The organism is Amycolatopsis sp. NBC_01488 (assembly GCF_036227105.1).
GTDB lineage: Bacteria > Actinomycetota > Actinomycetes > Mycobacteriales > Pseudonocardiaceae > Amycolatopsis.
Map to the genome: position 1 here is coordinate 1,370,273 of NZ_CP109434.1, position 22,012 is coordinate 1,392,284.

21 protein-coding genes are annotated in these 22,012 nt (G+C 71.9%); 10 read left to right on the top strand and 11 right to left on the bottom strand.

All coding sequences use genetic code 11. From position 1 onward, the window contains the following. Positions 1-9: 9 nt before the first annotated feature. The 3 genes from OG738_RS06370 to OG738_RS06380 form a co-directional block, all read right to left on the bottom strand. Entirely contained in the window at positions 10-1,206 is a 1,197-nt protein-coding gene (locus tag OG738_RS06370; RefSeq protein WP_329052018.1) for a glycosyltransferase 87 family protein, read from the bottom strand. Beyond that, entirely contained in the window at positions 1,181-2,530 is a 1,350-nt protein-coding gene (locus OG738_RS06375; RefSeq protein ID WP_329052020.1) for a glycosyltransferase 87 family protein, read from the bottom strand. The genes OG738_RS06370 and OG738_RS06375 overlap by 26 nt, the downstream gene beginning before the upstream one ends. Positions 2,531-2,600: 70 nt before the next feature. After that, on the bottom strand, positions 2,601-3,434 hold the full coding sequence (locus OG738_RS06380) for a GGDEF domain-containing protein (RefSeq protein WP_329052022.1): 834 nt from the start codon (positions 3,432-3,434) through the stop codon (positions 2,601-2,603). A gap of 269 nt (positions 3,435-3,703) precedes the next feature. Between OG738_RS06380 and OG738_RS06385 the strand changes: the two genes are divergently transcribed. The 7 genes from OG738_RS06385 to OG738_RS06415 all read left to right on the top strand — a co-directional run bounded on the left by OG738_RS06385 (position 3,704) and on the right by OG738_RS06415 (position 9,847). Next, positions 3,704-5,884 (top strand): sigma-70 family RNA polymerase sigma factor, encoded by a 2,181-nt coding sequence (locus tag OG738_RS06385; protein ID WP_329052024.1) that lies wholly within the window; start codon positions 3,704-3,706, stop codon positions 5,882-5,884. A 10-nt stretch (positions 5,885-5,894) separates the two neighbouring features. Then, positions 5,895-6,395, top strand: coding sequence for a GtrA family protein (locus OG738_RS06390; protein WP_329052026.1), 501 nt, complete (start codon positions 5,895-5,897; stop codon positions 6,393-6,395). Positions 6,396-6,433: 38 nt separating this feature from the next. Beyond that, the gene (locus OG738_RS06395; protein ID WP_329052027.1) at positions 6,434-6,961 is read left to right on the top strand and encodes a GtrA family protein; all 528 of its coding nucleotides are present in this window, start codon (positions 6,434-6,436) and stop codon (positions 6,959-6,961) included. Positions 6,962-7,157: 196 nt separating this feature from the next. Next, the gene (locus OG738_RS06400; protein ID WP_329052028.1) at positions 7,158-8,012 is read left to right on the top strand and encodes an NAD(P)H-binding protein; all 855 of its coding nucleotides are present in this window, start codon (positions 7,158-7,160) and stop codon (positions 8,010-8,012) included. A 16-nt stretch (positions 8,013-8,028) separates the two neighbouring features. Beyond that, positions 8,029-8,679 (top strand): response regulator transcription factor, encoded by a 651-nt coding sequence (locus OG738_RS06405; RefSeq protein ID WP_329052029.1) that lies wholly within the window; start codon positions 8,029-8,031, stop codon positions 8,677-8,679. Between the two features lie 118 nt (positions 8,680-8,797). After that, positions 8,798-9,430, top strand: coding sequence for a response regulator transcription factor (locus OG738_RS06410; protein WP_329056589.1), 633 nt, complete (start codon positions 8,798-8,800; stop codon positions 9,428-9,430). A gap of 3 nt (positions 9,431-9,433) precedes the next feature. After that, a complete protein-coding gene (locus tag OG738_RS06415) occupies positions 9,434-9,847 on the top strand; it encodes a Pvc16 family protein (protein ID WP_329052032.1) in 414 nt (137 codons plus the stop codon). Here OG738_RS06415 and OG738_RS06420 read toward each other — a convergent pair. Continuing rightward, positions 9,844-11,127: an ATP-binding protein gene (locus OG738_RS06420; protein ID WP_329052033.1), complete on the bottom strand. Its 1,284-nt coding sequence runs from the start codon at positions 11,125-11,127 to the stop codon at positions 9,844-9,846. The two genes, OG738_RS06415 and OG738_RS06420, sit on opposite strands and share 4 nt — an antisense overlap. A 3-nt stretch (positions 11,128-11,130) precedes the next feature. Beyond that, positions 11,131-11,826: a response regulator transcription factor gene (locus tag OG738_RS06425; protein ID WP_155549497.1), complete on the bottom strand. Its 696-nt coding sequence runs from the start codon at positions 11,824-11,826 to the stop codon at positions 11,131-11,133. Between the two features lie 42 nt (positions 11,827-11,868). Between OG738_RS06425 and hisN the strand changes: the two genes are divergently transcribed. Then, positions 11,869-12,654 (top strand): histidinol-phosphatase, encoded by a 786-nt coding sequence (gene hisN / locus OG738_RS06430; RefSeq protein WP_329052035.1) that lies wholly within the window; start codon positions 11,869-11,871, stop codon positions 12,652-12,654. Positions 12,655-12,789: 135 nt separating this feature from the next. Continuing rightward, positions 12,790-16,050 (top strand): GH92 family glycosyl hydrolase, encoded by a 3,261-nt coding sequence (locus OG738_RS06435; RefSeq protein WP_329052037.1) that lies wholly within the window; start codon positions 12,790-12,792, stop codon positions 16,048-16,050. A gap of 43 nt (positions 16,051-16,093) precedes the next feature. Here OG738_RS06435 and OG738_RS06440 read toward each other — a convergent pair whose 3' ends face one another. From OG738_RS06440 to OG738_RS06460, 5 genes are all read right to left on the bottom strand, one after another. After that, positions 16,094-16,354 (bottom strand): hypothetical protein, encoded by a 261-nt coding sequence (locus OG738_RS06440; RefSeq protein WP_003105220.1) that lies wholly within the window; start codon positions 16,352-16,354, stop codon positions 16,094-16,096. Next, complete coding sequence (locus tag OG738_RS06445) at positions 16,354-17,322, bottom strand: TNT domain-containing protein (RefSeq protein WP_329052042.1); 969 nt, start codon at positions 17,320-17,322, stop codon at positions 16,354-16,356. Before OG738_RS06445 ends, OG738_RS06440 begins: the two co-directional genes overlap by 1 nt. A 107-nt stretch (positions 17,323-17,429) precedes the next feature. Next, positions 17,430-18,359 carry a hydroxymethylglutaryl-CoA lyase gene (locus OG738_RS06450; RefSeq protein WP_329052043.1) on the bottom strand — a complete coding sequence of 310 codons (930 nt, stop codon included), beginning with the start codon at positions 18,357-18,359 and terminating at the stop codon, positions 17,430-17,432. Further along, complete coding sequence (locus OG738_RS06455; RefSeq protein ID WP_329052045.1) at positions 18,359-18,952, bottom strand: PH domain-containing protein; 594 nt, start codon at positions 18,950-18,952, stop codon at positions 18,359-18,361. The genes OG738_RS06450 and OG738_RS06455 overlap by 1 nt, the downstream gene beginning before the upstream one ends. Positions 18,953-19,037: 85 nt before the next feature. Beyond that, positions 19,038-19,835 carry a biotin--[acetyl-CoA-carboxylase] ligase gene (locus tag OG738_RS06460; protein ID WP_329052046.1) on the bottom strand — a complete coding sequence of 266 codons (798 nt, stop codon included), beginning with the start codon at positions 19,833-19,835 and terminating at the stop codon, positions 19,038-19,040. Positions 19,836-19,916: 81 nt separating this feature from the next. On the opposite strand from OG738_RS06460, the gene OG738_RS06465 reads away from it, so the two are divergent. After that, positions 19,917-20,942 (top strand): C40 family peptidase, encoded by a 1,026-nt coding sequence (locus OG738_RS06465; RefSeq protein WP_329052047.1) that lies wholly within the window; start codon positions 19,917-19,919, stop codon positions 20,940-20,942. Here the strand turns inward: OG738_RS06465 and OG738_RS06470 are convergent. Continuing rightward, positions 20,915-21,988 carry an alkene reductase gene (locus OG738_RS06470; protein ID WP_329052048.1) on the bottom strand — a complete coding sequence of 358 codons (1,074 nt, stop codon included), beginning with the start codon at positions 21,986-21,988 and terminating at the stop codon, positions 20,915-20,917. The genes OG738_RS06465 and OG738_RS06470 overlap by 28 nt on opposite strands. Positions 21,989-22,012: the final 24 nt, after the last annotated feature.

Sequence of the window (22,012 nt, forward strand, 5' to 3'; positions counted from 1 at the left end):
GCGCCCAGACTAGACGGTGACGACCTGCGGTGACCGCCGGACCAGGCGAACCTCACGCGCCGCGAGGCCGAGGATCCCGGCCGCCGCCGCGAGCACGTAGAGGTTGCCCAGTACCGACCAGCCCAGGCCCCAGCCGAACTCCGTGTCGCCGCCGTTGGGCACCAGCATCACGATCTGCGAGGCGAACAGCAGCGCGACCGCCGCCGCGGCCCACCACCGCGCCTTCACGACCAGCAGGGTGAGCAAGGGCACGCACCAGACCCAGTGGTGCGACCACGACACCGGCGACAGCAGCAGCCCGTAGAACGCCGTGACGAGCAGCGCGCCCGCGTCTTCCCCACGCCGGTGCAGCCGCACGACCAGCCACACCGCGGGCACGGCGAGCACCGCCGCCACTCCGACCGCCACCGCCAGCGACCAGGGCGCGAGGTGGGTGGCCCGGTTGACCAGCCCGTTGAGCGACTGGTTGAAGATCCAGTGCACCGACCCGACCCGGCTCGGATCGGTCGCCGAATCCCGCCAGAACCGCGCCGCGTCGACCGGGATGACCGCGAACATCACCGCTTCGAGCACCACGAACGTGCCCAGGGCCCGCAGCCCGTCCTTCCACCTTCCCGTAACGAACAGGTGCGGCACGAAGATCAGCGGGGTCAGCTTGATCGCCGCCGCCACGCCGATCAGCACCCCCGCGAACCGCGACCCCCTGGCCGACAACACCAGGACGTCCAGCACCACGAACGCCATCAGTATCAAGTTGATCTGACCCAGGAACAGCGTCTTCCACACCGGTTCCAGCGCCAGCGCGATGGCTGTTCCCGCCGGCAGCGCCCACCACGAAAGCGAGCGCCCCGGCGACGACGAAACCACCGTGATGACGACCATAACGGCGACCACCGACAAAACCGCGATCACGCCCCACACGAGCCCGGACGGCACCAGCGCGAGCGGCAGGAACAGCGGCGCGGCGGCCGGCGTGTAGGTGAACGGCAGCCGCACCCAGTCCGGCAGGGCGGTCAGCACGTCCCGCGTGTAGAGCGGATCGCCGTGCAGCAGCGTCAACGCACCGGCGCGGTACACGGCGCTGTCCGCGCCAAGGTGCCACCCGGCCAGCCAGCCGACCACACCGAAACCGAGCACCAGCAGCGCGATCCCCCCGGCGGCGAACCGGCCGGTGCGCGCCTCAGACGCCGGACGCGACGTCGACATGCTCGTCCGGAGCGGCCTTCTTCCGGGTCCGCCGCTGCAGGCCCCAGCGCAGGATCAGCGCCGCGGCCAGCACCACCGGCATCAGGATGTAGGCGTCCCCCAGGATGTTCTGCCACACCTTCCAGTGCAGCTCGACGTTGCGGCCGTTCGGCAGGATCAGCAGCACGCAGCTGACGAACACGAAGGCCACCAGGAACGTCCCGGCCCAGCGCTTCCACGCCGTCGCCGGGGTCGTCTTCGGCAGCCGCGACACCAGCAGCACGATCAGCGGGACCACCCAGACCCAGTGGTGCGTCCAGGAAATCGGCGAGATCAGCAGCGTCCAGAACGCCGTGACGAGCAACGCGGCCAGCGCCTGGCCCTTGCGGTGGAAGCGGATCAGCAGCCACAGCGCCGGGATCGCGAGCAGGAACCCGATGCCCATCGCCGCCTTCGACGCCCACGGCGCTAGGTCGGTGGCCCGGTTCATCAGCGCGTTCAGCGACTGGTTGCCCGCCCAGTGCACCGGCCCGATCCGCCCGGTGTCCGGCAGCGTGATGGTCCAGTACTTGGCGGCGTCGTGGGCGTTGATCAGGAACATCACGCCCTGGAGCACGACGAACGTCGCGAGCCCGCGCAGCGCGTCCTTGCGGCGGCCGGTGATGAACAGGTGCCCCAGGAACACCAGCGGCGTCAGCTTGATCGCCGCCGCGACGCCGACCAGCACGCCGCCCCACCGGCTGCCGCGCGCGCCGATGACCAGCATGTCCAGCAGGATCATGGCCATCAGGATCAGGTTGATCTGGCCGAGGAAGATCGTCCGCCACACCGGTTCGAGAGCGAGGAAGACCAGGAAGAACACGATGGTCGAACGGGCGGGCGAGGCCCACCAGCGCGGCCCGTCGTCGGCCGGGCGGGGCAGCGCGCCGATCGCGGTCCGGATCGACAGTGCCATCGCCGCCAGCGACACGGCGGTGATCAGGCCCCACGAGATCTGCGTCGGGAACGCGGCGAGCGGCACGAAGATCAGCGCCGCCGTCGGCGGGTAGGTGAACGGCAGCAGCGCCCACCACGGTTCGGGCGCGAGCGTGTTGGAGTCGTAGAGCGAATCGCCGTGCAGCAGCGTCAGCGCACCGGCCCGGTAGACCGCGCTGTCGACGCCGAGCACCCAGTCGTGCTGCCAGCCGTAGATGCCGTACCCGATCGCGACCAGCGGGATCACCGCGAGGATCAGGATGGACCGCGGACGGACGGACAGCCGGGCGAGTGACTTGCGCAGGGCCAGCCGGTGCGGGGATCTGGCCGCGATCGGGCCGTCGATGTCGGTGGATACGGTCCGGGTCACCTCACCAGGAAATCATGACCGGCCCGATCCAGGTCAGAAGGGTCCGGGCGGAACCGGACTTTTCACGCGTTTACCCCCTCGCGAGGCGGGCCAGCAGGTCGCAGGCCAATTCGTGGGTGGCGGGCAGGCGCACGGCGGACACCCGGGGCCGCCCGGCGTCCGCCAGCTGCGAATCGACCGAAAGCCGCTCGTGCAACGCCCTTCGCAGCGCGACGCCGTGCGAAGCGACCTTCTCGTCCTTCGGGACCAGGGCGGCGACGACGGACGGCCCCAGCGAAGCGACGCTCTGCCCGCTGTCGAAGACCGCCCGCAGCGCGTCCGCGACCAGGATCATCCCGGTCAGCCGCGGGAATCCGGTGACCGCGGCGAGGTCGAGCGAGACGACCAGCAGCACGTGGTCCTCCGCGGCCGGCCGCTCGCGCGCGGCGGCGGCCCGGTAGACCTCGACGAGCCGGGTGCGCAGGTAGGCGGCCGAGGGCAGGCCGGTCAGCGGGTCGGTGACCTCGGTGTGCACGAGCTGGTCGGTGGCGACGTCGGCCCAGGCCAGCGCAGTGTTCCGGAGCAGCCGCGCCGGCGTCGCGTCCACGTCCGGCGAGACGAACCCGTCGGTGCCGTGGTCGAGCACCGCGTGCAGCGCGGCCAGGTCGGCGAGGGTCTCGGCGAGCCCCGCGCCGGCCGCCGCCCGGGCGCGCGCCAGCCCGGCCAGCGCCGTCTCGGCGGCTTCGACGCGGCCCTTCGCCATCACCGCCGCGCAGACGGCGTCCACCTCGGGCAGGGCCCAGTCGCTCGGGAACCGCCAGCCCGCGGCGAGGCTGGCGGTGCGCCAGCGGGCACGCAACGTGCGCAGGGCGCGGTCCGCGAGCGGGGCGTCACCGGGGCCGGAGCGCGTAGCCGGAACGTCCACTGGCCACCTGCCCCTTTCGTCCGGTCCGTGTCGATCTTGCTTGGTGCTTCACGGTGAGGACGTGCCTCGCCGGACCCCGTGACGCGTACTCGCGAGTTTTGTTGAGGAGCTTTTCCACGGCGCGACCCGGGGCCGGGTGATTTTGCTGCGCCGTCGGAGTCAACACCCCGACCACGACGTGACGGCCCGGGGTGGGTCAGTCACACTTGTCTCGCGCCGCGGACCCGCCTGTAATGGCAGGTCCTGGCCTTAACCGACCGAGGAGTGCCGTGTCCACCATTCCCGCCGATCTCAGCGGAAAGAGTGACGCCGAGCTGATCGCCGAGGTCCGCGCCGGGAAGATCGAGTCGTACGGGCCGCTTTACGAACGCCACACCGGCGCGGCGCACAACCTCGCTCGTCAGCTGGCCCGGTCGAGCTCGGAAGCCGACGACCTCGTGTCCGAGGCGTTCTCGAAGGTGCTGGACACACTGCGTGGCGGCAAGGGGCCGGACACCGCCTTCCGGGCGTACCTGCTGACTGCGCTGCGTCACACCGCGTACGACCGCACGCGCAAGGAACGCCGGGTCGACCTCAACGAGGACATGACCGACGTCTCCGCCGAAGCGCTGACCGTGCCGTTCTCCGACACCGCCGTCGCCGGGCTCGAGCGGACGATGGCCGCCAAGGCGTTCGCGCGGCTGCCCGAACGCTGGCAGGCGGTGCTCTGGCACACCGAGATCGAGCAGCAGAGCCCGGCCGAGGTCGCGCCGCTGCTCGGCCTGACCGCGAACGGCGTCTCGGCGCTCGCCTACCGCGCCCGCGAAGGGCTGCGTCAGGCGTACCTGCAGGTCCACCTGCAGGAGAACGCCGAGGAACGCTGCCGCGCCTGCGCCGAGCGGCTCGGCGCGTGGACACGGGACGGCCTGTCCAAGCGCGAACGCTCCCAGGTCGAGAACCACCTCGACGAGTGCGAGAACTGCCGGGCGCTGGCCGCGGAGCTCGCCGACGTCAACGGCGGCCTGCGCGCGATCATCGCCCCGATCGTCCTGGGCGGCGCGGCGCTCGGCTACCTCGCCACGATCGGCGCGGCCAAGGCGAGCGCGGCCACCGCGGCGGCCGCCGGTGCCGCCGCCGCGGGTGCCGCGGCCGGGGGCAAGGCCGGCGCGGCCGCGGGAGCCGCCGCCGCGGGCCCCCGCCAGTTCGCCGGGGTCGCCGCTTCCGGCGCGGCGGTCGTCGCGGCCGTCGTCATCGCGCTCACGGCCGGCGGCGGGACGCAGGAGATTCCCGTCGCGGCCCAGCAGCCGCCGCCCGCGGTCCAGCCGGTCAACCCGCCGGCACCGAAGCCGCCGCCACCGGCCCCGTCCGCCCCGGCGCAGCCACCTGCTCCGCCCGCGCCGCCGGCCCCGCCCGTCGTGCCCGCGCCGCCGCCGGTCGCGCCGCCCGCGCCGCCGGCACCGCCCGCTCCCGTGCCCGCGCCGCCGTCGATGTCCGCGACCACCCCGCCGGACGGCGTCGAGCTCAGCCCCGGCGCCGCGACGAACCTGCCCATCACCGTGCGCAACGACGGCGGAACGCTGTCCGAGCCGGTGGCGGTCGCGCTGAACCTGCCTCCGGGCGTGCACGCGATCGACGCCGGCGGTGGCGGCGCGCCGATGGCGTTCGCGCAGGACGGCGGCCCGATCTCGGTGAACTGCCCGGGCGGCGACGGCACGGTGACCTGCAAGACCGGCAGCGGCCTGCAGCCCGGCCAGAGCGCGACGCTGAACTTCCACCTCCGGGCCGACGACGACGCCGAGGGCGGCACGGTCACCGGGTCGGTCACCGCGGGCGTGCGGATCAACGTCGCGGTGAGCGTCAAGGTCACCGTGAAGCAGCCGCCGGACGCGGTGGTCCTCGAAGCGCAGGGCGACGGCCTCTCGGCGTTCCCGTGGACCCGCAACCCCCTGGTCTACGTGCGGGTCCGCAACACCGGCGAGACGACCAAGCCGGTCACGGTCACCTTCGACCACCCGCTGTGGCAGTGGTGGAGCCTGCGCGGCTTCCCGTGCACGTCGTCCGGCGAAGGCGCGACCTGCACGACGACGAGCGCGGTGGCGCCCGGCCAGCACGTCAACCTGTGGGTGCGGCTGAAGGGCCGTCCCGACGACGGGCGCGTGACGATCGCCGCGAAGCTCGGCAAGGCGTCGGCGGAGCCGGTGACGATCGACTTCGGCTGCTACCACCACTGGTGCGGGAAGGACCCGCTGCCGACGACGACCCCGTCGACCACGACGCCGTCGAAGCCGACCCCGACCAAGCCGTCGAAGCCGTCGTCCACCCCGCCGGCGACGACGTCGGAGACCGAGCCGACGACCGAGCCCCCGACGTCGACGACCACGACGAGCGCGCCGCCGCGACCGACCGGCAAGCCGGGCGACCAGCGGCCGACCGCCACCCCCGAGAAGGGATTCGGCTGGCTGACCGGGTAGCGTCCGCGCGGTGCGCGAGCTGCTGAAGAAGCATCGCGAGCTCCTCCGCTTCGCCGTCGTCGGCGGGATCAGCTTCGTGATCACGATGTCCGTCAACTACGGCCTGAAGTTCACCGTGCTGCGGACCCACCCGGTCACGGCGCTGATCGTCGGCGTCCTGGTCGCGACGATCTTTTCCTACGTCGCCAACCGCGAGTGGTCGTTCCGCACCCGCGGCGGCCGGGAGCGGGCACACGAAGCCGCGTTGTTCTTCCTGATCAGCGGCATCGCGCTGGGCCTGAACGCGCTGCCGCAGTGGTTCTCGCGGTACGTGCTCGACCTGCAGGCGCCGCGGCTCTCGCCGTTCGGCGTCGAGGTGGCCGACTTCGTCAGCGGCATCATCATCGGGACCCTGCTCGGCACGGTGTTCCGCTGGTGGGCGTTCAAGAAGTGGGTCTTTCCGGACGAGGACGCCCGCGGCGTGGTCCAGGTCGCGGACGATCCGGACATTCAGGACCGCAAGGCTGCCTGAGCCACAGGTCAACGCGGTGTGCTCCTAGACTGCGTGGTGTGACCGTTGTGGAAACCGTGCTCAAGCGCACGCCGGAACCACTGCGTTCGGTGCTGATCAAGCACCGGGAGCTGCTGAAGTTCGCGATCGTGGGCGGCACGACGTTCGTGGTCGACAACGGCGTCTGGTACTTCCTGAAGCTGTCGGTGCTGGAGTCGAAGCCCACCACGGCGAAGGCGATCGCGATCATCGTCGCGACGATCGTGTCGTACATCCTGAACCGCGAGTGGTCGTTCCGCACCCGCGGCGGTCGCGAGCGCCACCACGAGGCCGCGCTGTTCTTCGTGATCAGCGGCGTCGCGGTCGTGGTCAACCTGATCCCGCTGTACGTCTCGCGGTACGTGCTGCACCTGGAAGTCCCGCACGTGACGCGGCTGGTGCAGGAGGTCGCGGACTTCGCGAGCGGGTCGATCATCGGCATGCTGCTGGCGATGTTCTTCCGCTTCTGGGGCTTCAAGAAGTGGGTCTTCCCGGACGAGCTGGGCGAGCGCCGCCGGGACAACGGCGACGTGACCCGCCTGCACTGACCGTCTCCCAAACTACTTGTCCTTTGACATGTAGTTGTCTACAGTCATGTGCACCGGCGTTCCTTCGCAAGGACGCCGTCCGGGGGACCTTCTTGATCACGACCGTGCTGAAACGCGCCCAACAGCGCTCGCGCTCGCCCTCGGCACGGCGTTCGCACTCCCCCACCACAGGCCGCTCCACCACAGGAGAACCACGATGATCTTCGTCCTCGGCGCCACCGGCAAGGTCGGCCGCGCCCTCGTCCCCGCCCTGCTCGACGCCGGCGCCGCCGTCCGCGCCCTGACCCGCGATCCGGCCCGGGCCCGCATCGACCCGCGCGCCGAAGTCGTCCACGCCGATCTCGACACCGCGGACCTGCCCGCGCTGCTCGACGGCGCGGAGCGCGTGTTCGTGCTGACCCAGGGTCACAGCGCCGACCGGGAGACGGCGGTTGCGCACGCCGCCGCCCGGGTGGGCGTCACCCACCTCGTCAAGCTGTCCACCACGGGTGTCCACTTCGGACAGACGGATCCGATCACCCGCGCCCACGCCGAAGCCGAGCAGGCGGTCCGCGAAGCCGGACCGGCGTGGACGATCCTGCGGCCCGGCGCGTTCATGGACAACCGGTTCGCCTGGCGCGACTCGATCCGCGACGAGAACGCCGTGTACGTGCCCGAGGGCGATCCGGCCTCCGCACTGGTCCACGTCCGGGACATCGCCGCGGTCGCGACGCTCACCCTCACGACGTCCGGCCATGAAGGCGCGACCTACGAGCTCACCGGCGGCGAAGCCCTCACCACCGAACAGCAGGTCGAGATCCTCGCCGAGGCCCTCGGCCGTCCCGTGAAGTACGTCGAAGAGCCGCTGAGCGCCGCGCGTGACCGCATGATGCGGAAGTACGGCTGGCCCGCCGAGGCCGTCGACGGGTTCTTCGCGCTGAAGCGGGAGTCCGCCGAGCGCGAACACGTCGTCTTCGACACCGTCGAGCGCCTGCTCGGCCGGCCGCCGCGGACGTTCGCCGAATGGGTGGGTGAGAATACGGCCGCGTTCCCCTACCATTACCGGGGGTGACGGGGGAGGTGACCGGATGGCCAAGGGCCTGCGCGTCCTCGTCGTGGACGACCACCCGCTGTTCCGCTTCGGCGTGTGCACGCTGCTGGACGCCGAACCCGGGATCGAGATCGTCGGCGAGGCCGCCAGCGGCGCCGCCGCGGTCGACGCCGCGGGCGCGTTGCTCCCCGACGTCGTGGTCATGGACCTGCACCTGCCCGACCTGTCCGGGATCCAGGCGACCCGGCACATCGCGGCCGTGAGCCCGGACACCGGTGTGCTGATGCTGACGATGGCCGACGAGAGCGAGTCGGTCTTCGCGGCGATGCGCGCCGGTGCCCGCGGCTACCTGCTGAAAGACGCCGAACCGGACGAGATCATCCGCGCCGTCCAGGCGGTCGCGCGGCGCGAGGCCATCTTCGGCCCGGACATCGCGAACCGCGTCCTCGGCTTCTTCAACCAGCCGCCGCCCACGAGCGAGCCGGTGTTCCCGGAGCTGACCGTGCGCGAGCGCGAGGTCCTGTCCCTGATCGCGGCCGGGCGTAGCAACGGCGTCATCGCGAACACGCTGTGCCTCAGCCCGAAGACCGTGCGCAACCACATTTCGAACGTCTTCGCCAAGCTCCACGTCGCCGACCGCGCCGAAGCGATCGTCCGGGCCCGCGACGCGGGACTCGGCCGACCCTGACGGGCGCCCAACCGGGCAAATAGGGACGCCGGTCCCATGCGCTCGGGACACCCCGGCGGGCAGTGTGGTCGGGGTGAGGGGTGGAAACCCTCGCACCGTTCGAGGGGAATGGGTGACGATGTTCGAATCCGACAGGACGGCGGTGGTGGTCCGCGCCACCGATCCGATCCTGCACAACGGCGTCTGCATGGCGCTGCGTTCGCGTGACGAGGTCCGCGTGGTGGACGGCGAAGCAGCCGACTCGGCCATGGTCGCGCTGCTGGTCGCCGACCGGCTCGACGACACGATGACCCAGCTGCTGTCCGCGCTGCACCACCAGGGCTTCACCCGCATCGTGCTGGTCGCGGGCGAGGTCGACGACAACGAAATCTTGAACGCCGTCGAGCACGGGGTCTGCGCGGTCGCCCGCCGCGCCGACGCCGGGCCGGAGGTGCTCGTCCGGTTGATCAAGGCGGCCGCGGCCGGGGAGGGCGCGCTGCCGCCCGACCTGCTCGGCCGGCTGCTGAGCCGGGTTTCCCGGCTGCAGCGCCAGGTGCTCCAGCCGCGCGGCCTGCACCTGGGCGGGATGAGCAACCGGGAGACGGAGGTGCTCCGGCTCGTCGCGGCGGGGTATTCGACGCAGGAGATCGCCGACCAGCTGTGCTATTCGCAGCGGACGGTGAAGAGCATCCTGCACGACGTGACCAACCGGTTCCAGCTGCGCAACCGTTCGCACGCGGTGGCGTACGCGCTGCGTGAAGGGTTGATCTGACCCATGATCGCCCAGGTCGACGCGGCTCTGTGCCGGCTCCTGCGGCCCTGCCTGCCGGCGGGGACGCGGATCCGGCTCGATCCGCCGAAGCCGACCTGGCAGACGGAGTCACAGGTGCGAAGCGTGGAGCTGTTCCTCTTCGCGCTGCACGACGCCGTCGAGGAAGAGAGGGAGGGGAAGCGCGCGGCCCGCCGCTGCGCGCTTTCCTACCTCGTCACGGCGCGGGCCGCGCAGGTCGAGGAGGAGCACGACCTGCTCGACGCCGCCCTGCACGCGGTGCTCGACGCCGAGCCGTCTTGCGAAAGCGCTTCCTCGATCCGGATGGCTTTGGCCACAACGGATCCGACGGGGTTGTGGACGAGCCTGGGCATACCCGCCCGAGCCGGTTTCGTCCTGCGGGTCACGGCCGACGTCTAACGCGGAACGCGCTCCGCGGGCCACCGGACCTCGGGAACATCACTCGGCCGCGGCACCTTCAAGAACAGGCTGAACACCGCCGGCCGCCGGTTGGACAGCTCCAGGCGGCCGCCGTCCGCCTCCACCAACGCGCGGGCCAGTGCCAGTCCGACGCCCGTCGAGCCGCCTCCGGAAAACCCGCGCTCGAAGATGTGCGGGGCCAGCTCGTCCGGCACGCCCGAGCCCGTGTCGCTGACCTCGACCACCACCGTGCCCTCGGCGTCGCCGCGGCGGGCGGCCACCGTGACCGTGCCCGAACCGTGGCGCAGGGCGTTGTCCAGCAGCACACCGACCACCTCGCGCAGCCGCCCCGGTGTCGCGCGCGCCATCAGGCCGTCGGCCACGCGCATCCGGAGGTTGCGGCCCTCCGAGCGGAGCAGCTCTCGCCACTCCTGCGCCATCTTGGGCAGCTGCGTCGGCAGGTCCACCGGTTCCGCGCCGACCTCGCGGGCGGCGCGCGCCGCCGCCAGCAGCTCGTCGAGCGCCTCGGCGAGCCGGTCCGCCTGCTCCTGGGCCGCCTTCGACTCGTCGGCCACCTCTTCGTCCGGGTGCACGGTGAGCGGTTCGAGCCGCAGCTGCAACGCCGTCAGCCGGCTGCGCAGCTGGTGCGAAACGTCGCCGACGAGCTGACGTTCCCGCTGGACGAGCTGGGCGAGCGCGGTGCCGGACGCGTCGAGGGCCTCGGCGACCATGTCCAGCTCGCCGACGCCGTAGCGGCTGGGGTCGGGCCGGAAGTCGCCGCCGCCGAGGCGGGACGCGCGCTCGGCGACGTGCCGCAGGGGCTTCGCCAGCCGTCTCGCCGTCGCGATCGCCACCACCGCGCCGGTGCCGACCGAGAGCAGCACCAGCAGGACGACGACCAGCGTCACCGTCGTCTGCCGCTCGTGCATCGGGCCGGCCGGGATGGCGATGGCCACCTTGCCGTCCCGGGCGAGGTCGGCCGTCTCGGTGACGGTGTCGGCGCCCGGGTCGTTGCCGTAGCGCTTCTCCTGCTGGTCGGGGACCTGCACGGTGAGCAGGCCGTTCGCCGGGACCGCCGCGCGGACCTGGTCGAGGTCGATCTGCTGGCCGTTGGCGATCTCGGTGTCGAGGATCGCCGCCGCCGCGCGGGCGTTCTCGGCGAGCGTCTCGCGGTAGCTCGACTCGATCTGCCAGCTCGCCACGATGCCCAGCGGGATGCCGAGGACCGCCGCGGTGACGGCCACGGCCAGCAGGATGGCCAGCAGGATGCGACGGCGCACGGCTTATTCGGCGTTGAACCGGAAGCCGACGCCGCGGACGGTCGCGATCCGCCGCTCGCCGTCGTGGGTCTTGCTGGTGCGCCCGGCGGCCTCGTCGGCGGCGATGGCGAGCTTCCGCCGCAGCCACGACATGTGCATGTCGAGCGTCTTGGACGTCTTCGACTCGAGGTCGTTCCACACCTCGGCGAGGATCTCGTCGCGGCTGACGACCTGCCCGGCGCGGCTCATCAGCACCCGCAGCAGCTCGAACTCCTTGTTCGCCAGCTGCACCTCGTGCAGGTCGACGGTGACCAGCCGCGCGCCCAGGTCCATCCGCACGCCGCCGGCTTCGAGCACCTCCGGCACCCGGCGGCGCAGCAGCGCGCGGATCCGGGCGAGCAGCTCGGCGAGCCGGAACGGCTTGGCGACGTAGTCGTCCGCGCCCGCGTCCAGGCCGACGACGAAGTCGACCTCGTCGGTGCGCGCGGTGAGCATCAGGACGGGCAGCTCGGTGCCGTTGGCGCGAAGGCGCCGGCAGACCTCCAGGCCGTCCATGCCGGGCAGCCCGAGGTCGAGCACGAGCAGGTCGACTCTCTGGGCGGCGGTGGCGTCGAGCACCGAAGGGCCGTCGGTGACGACGTGGATCTCGTATCCCTCACGTTCGAGGGCGCGGGAGAGCGGTTCGGCGATGGCCGGATCGTCTTCGGCAAGTAGGACCATGCTCACCTGGTCAACTCTACGGCGGCGGGGCGTGAAACCATCGTGACCGTGCCTGGCTACGGAGATGATCTGGCCCTCGCCACTCGGCTGGCTGACGCCGCCGACGCGATCACGACGGCGCGCTTCCGCGCCCTGGACCTGAGGATCGAGCGCAAGCCCGACCGCACCCCGGTGACCGACGCGGACACCGCGGTCGAGGACGAGATCCGGGCCATGCTGGCTTCCGAACGCCCCGGCGACGCGGTGCTCGGCGAGGAGCGCGGCGGCTCCGCGGCGACCGGCCGGGCGTGGGTCCTCGACCCGATCGACGGCACCAAGAACTTCCTCCGGGGAGTACCCGTCTGGGCGACCCTGATCGCCCTCGTCGAGGACGGCGACCCGGTGGTCGGCATGATCACCGCGCCGCTGCTGGGCCGCCGCTGGTGGGCGGCCACGGGCTCGGGCGCGTTCTCGAGCGACTCGGCGGGCACCCGGCAGCTGTCGGTTTCCGGCGTCTCGTCCCTTTCGGACGCGTATCTGTCCACGACGGACCTGAACTCGTGGATCGAATACCACTCGCGCGAGAAGTACCTGGACCTGGTGGACGCGTGCTGGGAGACCCGCGCGTTCGGCGACTTCTGGCACCACGTCCTGGTGGCGGAAGGCGCGCTGGACGTGGCGGCGGAGTGCATCGTGAACCCGTGGGACGTCGCGGCGGCGCAGGTGATCGTCACCGAGGCCGGCGGCCGGTTCAGCGACCTCGACGGCGTCGAGCGGTACGACAACGGGAGCGCGCTGTCGACGAACGGGCGGCTGCACGAAGAGGCACTGGCGACCCTCAAGCGGTAACCGGATGGGCCGCTCGGCGGGAACTTCTTGACCGGTCTGAACCACCGGTGGTTCACTCCCAGTGCTCGCCGGGTCACCCGGTCCGTTGACAACGTTGTCAACACGGGACGGCCCGCTCACCCCGGGAGGAAGAGCATGCGCAGAGTCGTCACCGCGGCTTTGATCGTCCCCCTCATCACGGCCGTGGCCAGCCCCGCGACCGCCGAAGTCCAGAACCGGGACTTCGCCACCTACGTCGACCCGTTCGCCGGCGCGAAGGCCGGCGACACCCCGGAGACCAACACCTACGCCGGCGACACCTTCCCCGGCGCCGACGTCCCCTTCGGCATGGTGCAGTGGAGCCCCGACACGCCCCTGCAGCCCAAGCCGCCCGCCGGGCAGGGCCGGTACTACGCCCGCGACCGCGACGGCGGGTACGCCTGGGAGGAGAACAAGCTCCGCGGCTTCAGCCTCACCCACTTCAACGGCGCCGGCTGCGGCGGCGCGGCCGGCGACGTCCCGTTCCTGCCGTTCGCGGGGAACCTGAGCACGTCCCCCGCGGTCGACGCCACGAAGTACTTCCCCACCTTCAGCCACGGCAACGAATCCGCGTCCCCCGGCTACTACAAGGTGACGACGGACTCCGGCATCACCACGGAGCTGACCGCGACCCAGCGCTCCGGCCTGGGCCGCTTCACCTTCCCGAAGAACTCGCCCGCCACGCTGCTCATCGACGTCGCGCAGTCCGCGATGGGCAGCGACGACGCCTCGGTGACGGTCGACCCGGCCAGGCGCACCGTCGAAGGCTGGGTCTCCAGCGGGCACTTCTGCCGCGGCCCCAACACCTACAAGGTCTACTTCACCGCGTCGTTCGACCAGCCGTTCACGACGTCCGGGACCTGGCAGGACGCCACCGTGACGCCCGGCGGCACCAGCGCCCGCGGCGGCGACCTCAGCAAGGCCACCTGGGACAAGCAGGTCGTCACCGCCGACGGCGGTTCGGGCGCCTACCTGACCTTCGACCCGGCCAAGCCGGTCCAGGTGCGCGTCGGATTGTCCTATGTGGACATGGACGGCGCGCGGCTCAACGTCGCCGCCGAGCAGCGGCACGACTCGTTCGACGCGGTCAAGGACAACGCGCGCCGGACCTGGAACGACCGCCTGCGGCAGATCGCCGTCGAGGGCGGCACGGACGCGGCGACCCGCACGTTCTACACCGCGCTCTACCACACGCTCATGCAGCCGAACGTCTTTTCCGATGTGGACGGTCGCTACGCGGGCTTCGACAAGGCGGTCCACCGCACGAAGCCCGGCCACGCGCAGTACGCCAACTTCTCCGGCTGGGACACCTACCGCGACGAGGTCCAGCTGCTGTCGATGCTCGCCCCGCACGAGGCCGCCGACATGGCGCAGTCGATGCTCAACCAGGCGAACCAGGCGGGCGGGATCTGGGACCGCTGGTCGCAGAACAACGACTTCATGGGCGTGATGGGCGGCGACCCCTACCACTCGATCATCGCCAGCACGTACGCCTTCGGCGCCACGGACTTCGACGCGTCGCAAGCGCTGAAGTCGATGGTCAACGGCGCGACGCGCGTCCAGCAGGCCGGCGAACGCGCGCTCGAGCGGCCCGGCCTGTCCGACTACCTGGCGCTGGGCTACCACCCCAACAACGTCTCGGACATGCTCGAGGAGACGACGGCCGACTTCGGCATCGCCCAGCTGGCTCAGCGACTCGGTCAGCAGAGCACCTACCAGCAGTTCATGTCGCGGGCGCAGTACTGGGAGAACGTCTACAACCCGGCGACCGGCTACCTGCAGACCCGGATGCGCGACGGGCAGTTCCTCTCGCCGTTCGATCCCGCGCAGTACCAGGAAATGCGCTACCAGGAAGGGAACGCGGCGCAGTACACGTGGATGGTGCCGTACGACGTCCGCGGCCTCTTCGACGCGATGGGCGGCGACGACGCCGTGAAGAAGCGTCTCGACTTCTTCTTCACGAAGCTGAACAGCGACGCCAATTCCCCGTACGCCTTCATGTCGAACGAGCCGTCGTTCGAGGTGCCGTGGGAGTACGCCTACGCGGGCGCGCCGTCGAAGACGCAGGACATCGTGCGCCGCTCGGCGGAGCTGCTGTTCAAGCCGACCGAGGACGGCCTGCCCGGCAACGACGACCTCGGCGCGACGTCGGCGTGGTACGTCTTCGCCGCGCTCGGCATGTACCCGGAGGCGCCCGGCCGCGCCGAGATGGTGCTGGCCAGCCCGATGTTCCCGAAGATCACCCTGACCCGCGAGACCGGGCAGCGGATCTCGATCACCGCGCCCGGCGCGTCCAGTTCGGTGAAGTACGTGCAGAGCCTTCGCCTGAACGGCAAGCCGAGCACGAAACCGTGGCTGCCGGAGTCGTTCGCGGTGAACGGCGGACGGCTCGACTTCACGCTCGGCGCGTCCCCGACGTCGTGGGGTTCCGGCGCTTCGGACGCACCGCCGTCCTTCCGCGACGGCGAGGTGCCGGTGCGCGGCCGCGTCGGCCCCGGCCGGATCGTCGTCGCGCCCGGCGGGACCACCAGCGCCACGGTGACCGCGGAGGGCATCACCGGCCAGGGCAAGGTGACGTGGCAGGCGAAGCCGCCGGCCGGGATCACCGTGACGCCGTCGAGCGGGACGCTCACCGTGGGCGCGCACGGATCCGCGGCACAGCAGGTGAACGTGACCGCGGCGGCCGGGACCCCGGACGCGTTCACGAGCGTGCCGGTGACCTTCAGCGGGCAGCAGGTGCCCGCGTACCTGCCGGTGACGGTCGGGAACCCGGGGACACTGCACGCGGCGGACACGAACGTCGGCGTCACGGACGACAAGCTCGTCCAGTACGGCGACTTCGGCGAAACCGACCTCTACCCGGGCGGGTTCGCGTTCTCCTACTCCGCGCAGGGCTTCGCCGCGAACGGCATCACGCCGGGCGGCGTGGTGACGGCCAACGGGCAGCAGTTCCGCTGGCCGTCGAGCCCGACGGGCTCACCGGACAACGTGATCGCGGCCGGGCAAACGCTTGCGGTGGACGCTGCGAAGGGCGCGACGAAGCTGTCGTTCCTCGGCGCGGCGACCGGATCGGACGCGCAGGGCACGGTGACCGTCACCTACACCGACGGCTCGACGCAGCAAGGGGCCCTGGGCCTGTCGGAGTGGCTGCTGAAGGGCGGTGACGAGACGCCGCAGTTCGGGAACACGGTCGTCGCGAAGGTGCCGTACGTGAACTCGGCGTTCCCGAGGTACATGTTCCGGCTGCAGCGGCCGTACACGTCGTACCTGTTCGCGACGGCGCCGATCGCTCTCGACCCGGCGAAGCAGGTCCGCAGCATCACCCTGCCCACCCCCGGCGCAGGACAGGCGCACATCTTCACCTACGCGGTGTCCTGACGAGGTCGTGAGTGAGAAACAGCGTTCCAACGCTGTTTCTCACTCACGACCCGGGCAGCAGGCCGACGGCGCCGCGGGCGACCTGCGCCCAGGCCAGCCGGCCGAAGAGGTAGTGGCACGCCACCTGCTCGCTGGTGAACCGCGCCCAGTCGTAGCGGTTGCCCTGCTCCCGCCAGAAGACCTCCCACGCCTCGTCCTCGCCCTGCATCAGGCACCAGGCGTTGTCGACCTCGGCGCCCAGGGAGACGACCTCCGGCGGCACGCCCAGCACGCCCAGCCAGCGCTGGATCGACTGCGTGTTCATCAGTCCTCTTCCCCCTTGGCCTCGGCGAGGTAGCCGAGGGTCACGAGCTCGTCGGCGGCCAGCAGGGCACGGTACCGGGTACCCCCGCCGACCTGGCCGAACCAGTTCGCGGTCTCCGACCGCCACATCGGCACCGCGCGCACGACGACGTACCGGCGGTACTCCGCGTCCAGCATCCCGGGCGGCAGCGAGCGTTCCGCGAACGGTGTCCCGTCGGCGAAGAACACGCGGCCGTACGCCGGGCCGAAGCGGTCGAGCACGGTGTTGGCCGGGACCATCACCGGTTCGGCGTGGTCGACGCTGCCCTCGGGGAACATCTCGCCCGGCGGCCACGCGTACTCCGGCCCGAGCTCGCTGTGCCCGACGACGAACCGGCGGATCCACACCGCCTGCGTCGCGTGGGCGTACGGCACGTAGCCCTCGGTCAGGTGCCGCGGCACCGGCCGCGGTGGCGCGGTCGGCGACCGGCGGAACCCGGCGGTGACGTTGGTGAGCGCCTGGTCGTCGAAGATGAGCCGGGCGTCCGGGTGGTCGTTCGGGCCGAAGCCGTCCGGGTCGTCGGGCAGCGGCAGCTGCAGCGCCGGCTTGTCCATCGCCACCGGCAGGTGCCCGATCGGGAACATGTGCACGAGGAACAGCGCGACAACGCTTTCCCGCTCCTTGCGCGGCGAGCCGAGCGGCGGCAGCGGCGCGGGCGAGCCCGGGTTCGGCGGCGGGCCGGCCACCGGGGGCGGTGGCCCGGCCGGCGCCGGGGCGGGCGGGGCCGGGACGGGCGGGGCCGGGGGCAGCGGGAACGGCGGCAGCAGCGGCGACACCGCGTGCGGCCACGCCGCGGGGTGGCCCGAGGGCGGGGTCGGCGCCTCTTCGAAGGCGCCCGAATCCGTCAGGCCGTACCCGGGCAGCCGGATCGGTCCGGTGTCGAGGTCGGCCTCGACCGGTTCGGAGCCCGCCTCGGAAGGCTCGGTCACACCCATCCTCCGGCTCGGTCGGTGCCCGCGGGCACTCTGTTCGACGCGGCCGCGGCGCTGCCGGTCCCCCTTGATACCGCACGCCGCACGTGCGGGTGCGGGCGAGGTCAGCTCAACGCGGCGACCACGCGGGACGGGCTCGGGCGGCCGAGCTGTCCCGCCATCCAGGCACTGGCCGCCACCAGCGCGTCCAGGTCGACGCCGGTAGCCACCCCGAGGCCGTCCAGCATCCACACCAGGTCTTCGGTGGCCAGGTTCCCCGTGGCCGACTCGGCGTACGGGCAGCCGCCGAGCCCGCCGGCCGAAGAGTCCACTGTCGACACTCCACATCGGAGCGCCGCCAGCGTGTTGGCGAGAGCCTGACCGTAGGTGTCGTGGAAGTGCACGGCCAAAGTACCGACATCGCCGAACAGCCCGACGAGGTTCTCGACCTGGCCCGCGGTCGCGACGCCGATGGTGTCGCCCAGCGAAAGCTGCGAGCACCCCATGTCCAGCAGGCGGCGGCCGGCGTCGGCGACCTGCTTGGCCGGCACGGCGCCCTCCCACGGGTCGCCGAAGCACATCGAGAGGTAGCCGCGCACGTCCAGGCCGGCTTCCCGGGCCCGCGTCACGACCGGCTCGAACATCGCGAACTGCTCGTCGAGCGACGAGTTGAGGTTCTTCCGGGCGAATGTCTCGGTCGCGCTGGCGAAGATCGCGATGTGCTCGACGCCGGCGTCGAGAGCGCGGTTCAGGCCCTTCTCGTTCGGCACCAGCACCGGGTAGCGGACGCCTTCGCGGCGGTCGAGCCCGGCCAGCAGCTGCTCGGCGTCGGCCAGCTGCGGCACCCACTGGGGGTGCACGAAGCTGGTCGCCTCCAGCGTGGTCAGGCCGGCACCCGCGAGCCGGTCGAGGAACTCCAGCTTGACCTCGACCGGGACGATCGTCTTCTCGTTCTGCAGCCCGTCCCGCGGGCCGACCTCCCAGATCGTGACCCGCTCCGGCAGGTCACCCGCCGAGGGGACCCGCTCGGGCAGGCCCAGTTCGCGCGTGCCCATCAGCGGCGTCGGTCGCCGCGCTGCGGACGACCGCCCTGGGGCGGCAGCGGCTCGGTCTGCTGGGGGCCGGGAGCGGCCTGGGAGCCCGGCCGGTAGTCGTCGTACGGGTTGTCGTTGACCTCGCGGTAGATCACCGTGTGCACCTTCTCGACGTGCGGGATGTCCTCGAACCGCAGCGGCTCGTCCGACGCCGACTCGATGATCAGGGTGCCGCAGCCGAAGACCCGGTCGAGCAGGCCGTGCTCGAACTGGACGCTGTTGATCCGGCCCATCGGGATGTCGATGCCGGTGCGCTTGAGGACGCCTTCGCGGGCGATGAGGCGGTCGGTGGTCACGATGAAGTGGGTGGTGCGCCAGCGCACGAGCGGTGCCAGGAACAGCCACACGATCAGCACGAGGGCGACGACCCCGATGGCGATCAGCCCGACCGTGTTCCACGGCGAGCCGGCGTCCTTCGCGAGGATCGCCAGCCAGCTGCCCGCGCCCAGGGTGACCAGGAACGCGAGCGTCGGGAAGATCAGCATCTTGAAGTGCGGATGACTGTGCACCACGACGTGCTCTTGCTCGCTGAGCAAATCATCCGGATAAGCCACGGCGGACGCTCCCAAGGTCGGTGCGGCGATGTCGCTTCACCGTACCGGCGAGACGCCCGGCCGGTGCGTGCAACGCCCCGAAGAATCAGGCCGGGCGGACGTGGACCACGTCACCCGCGAAGACGGTGTGCCGCCGGCCGCCGGTCGTGTCGACCTGGAGCTGGCCGGCGGCGTCGATGTCGGCGGCGCGGCCGGTGAGCGAGGTGCCGTCCGGCAGCTGCACCTCGACGTCCTGGCCGAGGGTGGCGCAGTGGGCGCGGTAGTCGCCCAGCAGGCCCGCCTCGGTGAGGTCGCCGCCCGCGAGCCGCCAGCGCTTCTCCCGCTCGTCGAGCTCGGTGAGCAGCGCGATCGCGACGTCGGTGCGGTCGGTGTTCGTGGCACCCAGCTCGGCGAGCGACGTCGCGGGCAGGCCGCCGGGACCCGGCTGGACGTCACCGAGGGGCAGCACGTTCAGGCCGATGCCGAGCACGAGCGACGGCGGGTCCCCGGCGACGGCCTCGGCGAGGATCCCGGCGCACTTGGCGCCGCCGGAGAGGACGTCGTTGGGCCACTTCAGCACGGCGTCGACCCCGACGCCGGCCGCGGCCGCCCGGACGGCGAGCCCGGCGACGAGGGAGAGTGAGCCCAGCGCCGTGAACGGGACGCCCGGCCGCAGCGCCACGCTGAGGTACAGCCCGGCGCCCTTCGGCGAGCTCCACGTCCGGGCCCGGCGACCCACCCCCGCGGTCTGTTCTTCGGCGAGCAGGACGGTCCGGTCCGCGGCGCCCTGATCGACGGCTTTCCGCAGGTCGGCGTTGGTGGAGCCGGTGCGCTCCACGACGTCGATCTTCGCGTACCGATCCTTGAGTGCCGCGCTCAGCCGGGCAGCGTCGATCTCAGGCATGTGTCCACCATATGAGAGTCCCCCTAACGTGCAAGCTACTCGGTCGTTCACCAAGAGGTGCGCTCTTCTAAGTTGGACCCCGTGACGACCAAGCCGACCTCCTGGGCTCGCGGCGCGGCCCTGCGCGGCCTCGTCGCGCTGCCGCTCGTCGCGGGCCTGGTCGCCGCGGGCTGGCTGCTGGCCGACCGCTCCCCCGAACCCGCCCCGGCGGCGCCCCTGCCGGTGGCGCGCGACGCGGCGTCGGGCCCCTCGGTCCTCGAAGTCAGCGCACCCGTGAAGGCGCAGGAGCCGGGCCAGGGCGCGTCCGGCCAGGGCGGCAAGACTCCGCTGCAGCAGTGGGCCGACCAGCTCGCGGGGCCCCTCGACATCCCGGCGGCCGCGCTGATCGGCTACGCGAACGGCGAACTGGCGTTGCGGAGCGAAGACCCGTCGTGCCACCTCTCGTGGGTGACACTGGCGGGCGTCGGTTCGGCGGCGTCGAACCACGGCCGAGGCGGCGGCAACCTCCTGGGCCTGACCGCGGCGCAGGCCAAGAAGTACGGCGGCGAAGCCCCGATCGCGGCCGGACGCGCGTTGTGCGCGAGCGGCACGGACCTCGGCTCGGGCCCGGGCTGGTGGAAGGCGATCGCGGCGTACCACCCGGGCAGCGACACGGAGCTGTTCCGCCAGCGCGTCCTGGGCATGGCCCAGCTGTACGCGACGCTCTCCCTGGACCCGGCGTCGGCCTCGGCACCGTCCGTCCGCGCGACCCGCTTCGCGCTGGGCCAGCTCGGTCTCCCGTACGTCTGGGGCGGCAACGGCCCCGACGCGGGCGCGGCGGGCTTCGACTGCTCGGGCCTGACGAAGGCGTCGTACGACAGCGCGGGGGTGTCGCTGCCGCGGACGGCGGACAGCCAGTTCCGCGCGCTGCCGCCGGTGCCGGCGTCGGAGGAGCCCCGCCTGGGCGACCTGGTGTTCTACGGCAGCCCGGCGACGCGCATCCACCACGTGGGGCTCTACCTGGGCAACGGCCTGATGATCAACGCCCCGACCGAGGGCCAGGCCATCCAGATCCACACGTACCACTCGAAGGGCGACGACTACGCGGGCGCGGGCCGTCCGGCCTGAGCCGGCGTTTTGCCGATGGCCGCCGAACAGCTACCGGCGACGTAACCGGCGGCCCCACCGCCGTAGTAGGTCGCGGGGTCGCTGGGCACGAGCGGCAGGCCGAGCGCGAACCGCGTCACGAGGTCGGGGTTCGCGACGAAGTGCCGGGCGTACGACACGGCGTCGGCGATCCCGGCCTCGATCACGGCGTCGCCGGAGTCGCGGTCGAAGCCGTTGTTCACGATCAGCGAACCGCGGAACAGCCGTCGGTACCGTGCGAACCCGGCGAAGTCCGGCCCGGCGTCCGGTCCGCGGAGGTGCAGGTAGGTCACCTCGAGTGAAGCGACCAGCTCGTCGTATTCGGCGCGCAGGGATTCGTCCACAGTGCACAGTCCACCGGTCCACCACGGCGAAAGCCTTACCCCGACGGCGATCCCGGCGGCACGCACGGCGTCGACGACCTCCAGGAGGAGCTTTCGCCGAGAGCGCCCGTACGCGTCGGTGCGGCGGTTCAGCCGCGGGTGCAGGAACTGCGCGAGCAGGTAACCGCCGTTGGCCGCCACCTCGACACCGTCGAAGCCGGCGCGCCGCGCGTTCTCCGCCGCGTGCGCGTAGTCCGCGACGACCGCCCGGATTTCGGCCGCGCTCATCTCGCGCGGCGTCACGGTCGGACGCCGGCCCGAAGCGGTGTGCACCGTCTCCTCCGGGTTCACCGCCGACGGCCCGGCCGGCCGTTCGCCGAGGAAGTCCGGGTGCGACACCGCGCCGGTGTGCCACAGCTGCACCACGATCCGCCCGCCGAGCGAGTGCACGACGTCCGTGACGAGCCGCCACCCGGCGACCTGGTCCTCGGCGTACACCCCGGGGACGTCCAGGAAGCCGACGGCCCGCTCGCTCACCCAGGTGCCCTCGGTGACGATCAGCCCGGCGCCGGCGCGCTGCGCGTAGTAGGCGGCCTGTAGTTCGCCGGGCACGCCGCCGGGAACGCGCGCGCGGGTCGTCGGCGCCAGCACCACGCGGTTCGGCAAGCGCCATCCGCCCAGGTCGGCCGGGGTCAGCAAGCTCATCGGTCACCTCTCGTCGCCGTGGTT

Bases quoted from the DNA above. Each gene is read 5' to 3' on its own strand.
- OG738_RS06470 (WP_329052048.1), bottom strand. From the start codon at position 21,988: ATGAGCTTGCTGACCCCGGCCGACCTGGGCGGATGGCGCTTGCCGAAC.
- OG738_RS06370 (WP_329052018.1), bottom strand. From the start codon at position 1,206: ATGTCGACGTCGCGTCCGGCGTCTGAGGCGCGCACCGGCCGGTTCGCC.
- OG738_RS06460 (WP_329052046.1), bottom strand. From the start codon at position 19,835: ATGCCTGAGATCGACGCTGCCCGGCTGAGCGCGGCACTCAAGGATCGG.
- OG738_RS06410 (WP_329056589.1), top strand. From the start codon at position 8,798: ATGTTCGAATCCGACAGGACGGCGGTGGTGGTCCGCGCCACCGATCCG.
- OG738_RS06450 (WP_329052043.1), bottom strand. From the start codon at position 18,359: ATGGGCACGCGCGAACTGGGCCTGCCCGAGCGGGTCCCCTCGGCGGGT.
- OG738_RS06440 (WP_003105220.1), bottom strand. From the start codon at position 16,354: ATGAACACGCAGTCGATCCAGCGCTGGCTGGGCGTGCTGGGCGTGCCG.
- OG738_RS06435 (WP_329052037.1), top strand. From the start codon at position 12,790: ATGCGCAGAGTCGTCACCGCGGCTTTGATCGTCCCCCTCATCACGGCC.
- OG738_RS06425 (WP_155549497.1), bottom strand. From the start codon at position 11,826: ATGGTCCTACTTGCCGAAGACGATCCGGCCATCGCCGAACCGCTCTCC.
- OG738_RS06400 (WP_329052028.1), top strand. From the start codon at position 7,158: ATGATCTTCGTCCTCGGCGCCACCGGCAAGGTCGGCCGCGCCCTCGTC.
- OG738_RS06415 (WP_329052032.1), top strand. From the start codon at position 9,434: ATGATCGCCCAGGTCGACGCGGCTCTGTGCCGGCTCCTGCGGCCCTGC.
- OG738_RS06405 (WP_329052029.1), top strand. From the start codon at position 8,029: ATGGCCAAGGGCCTGCGCGTCCTCGTCGTGGACGACCACCCGCTGTTC.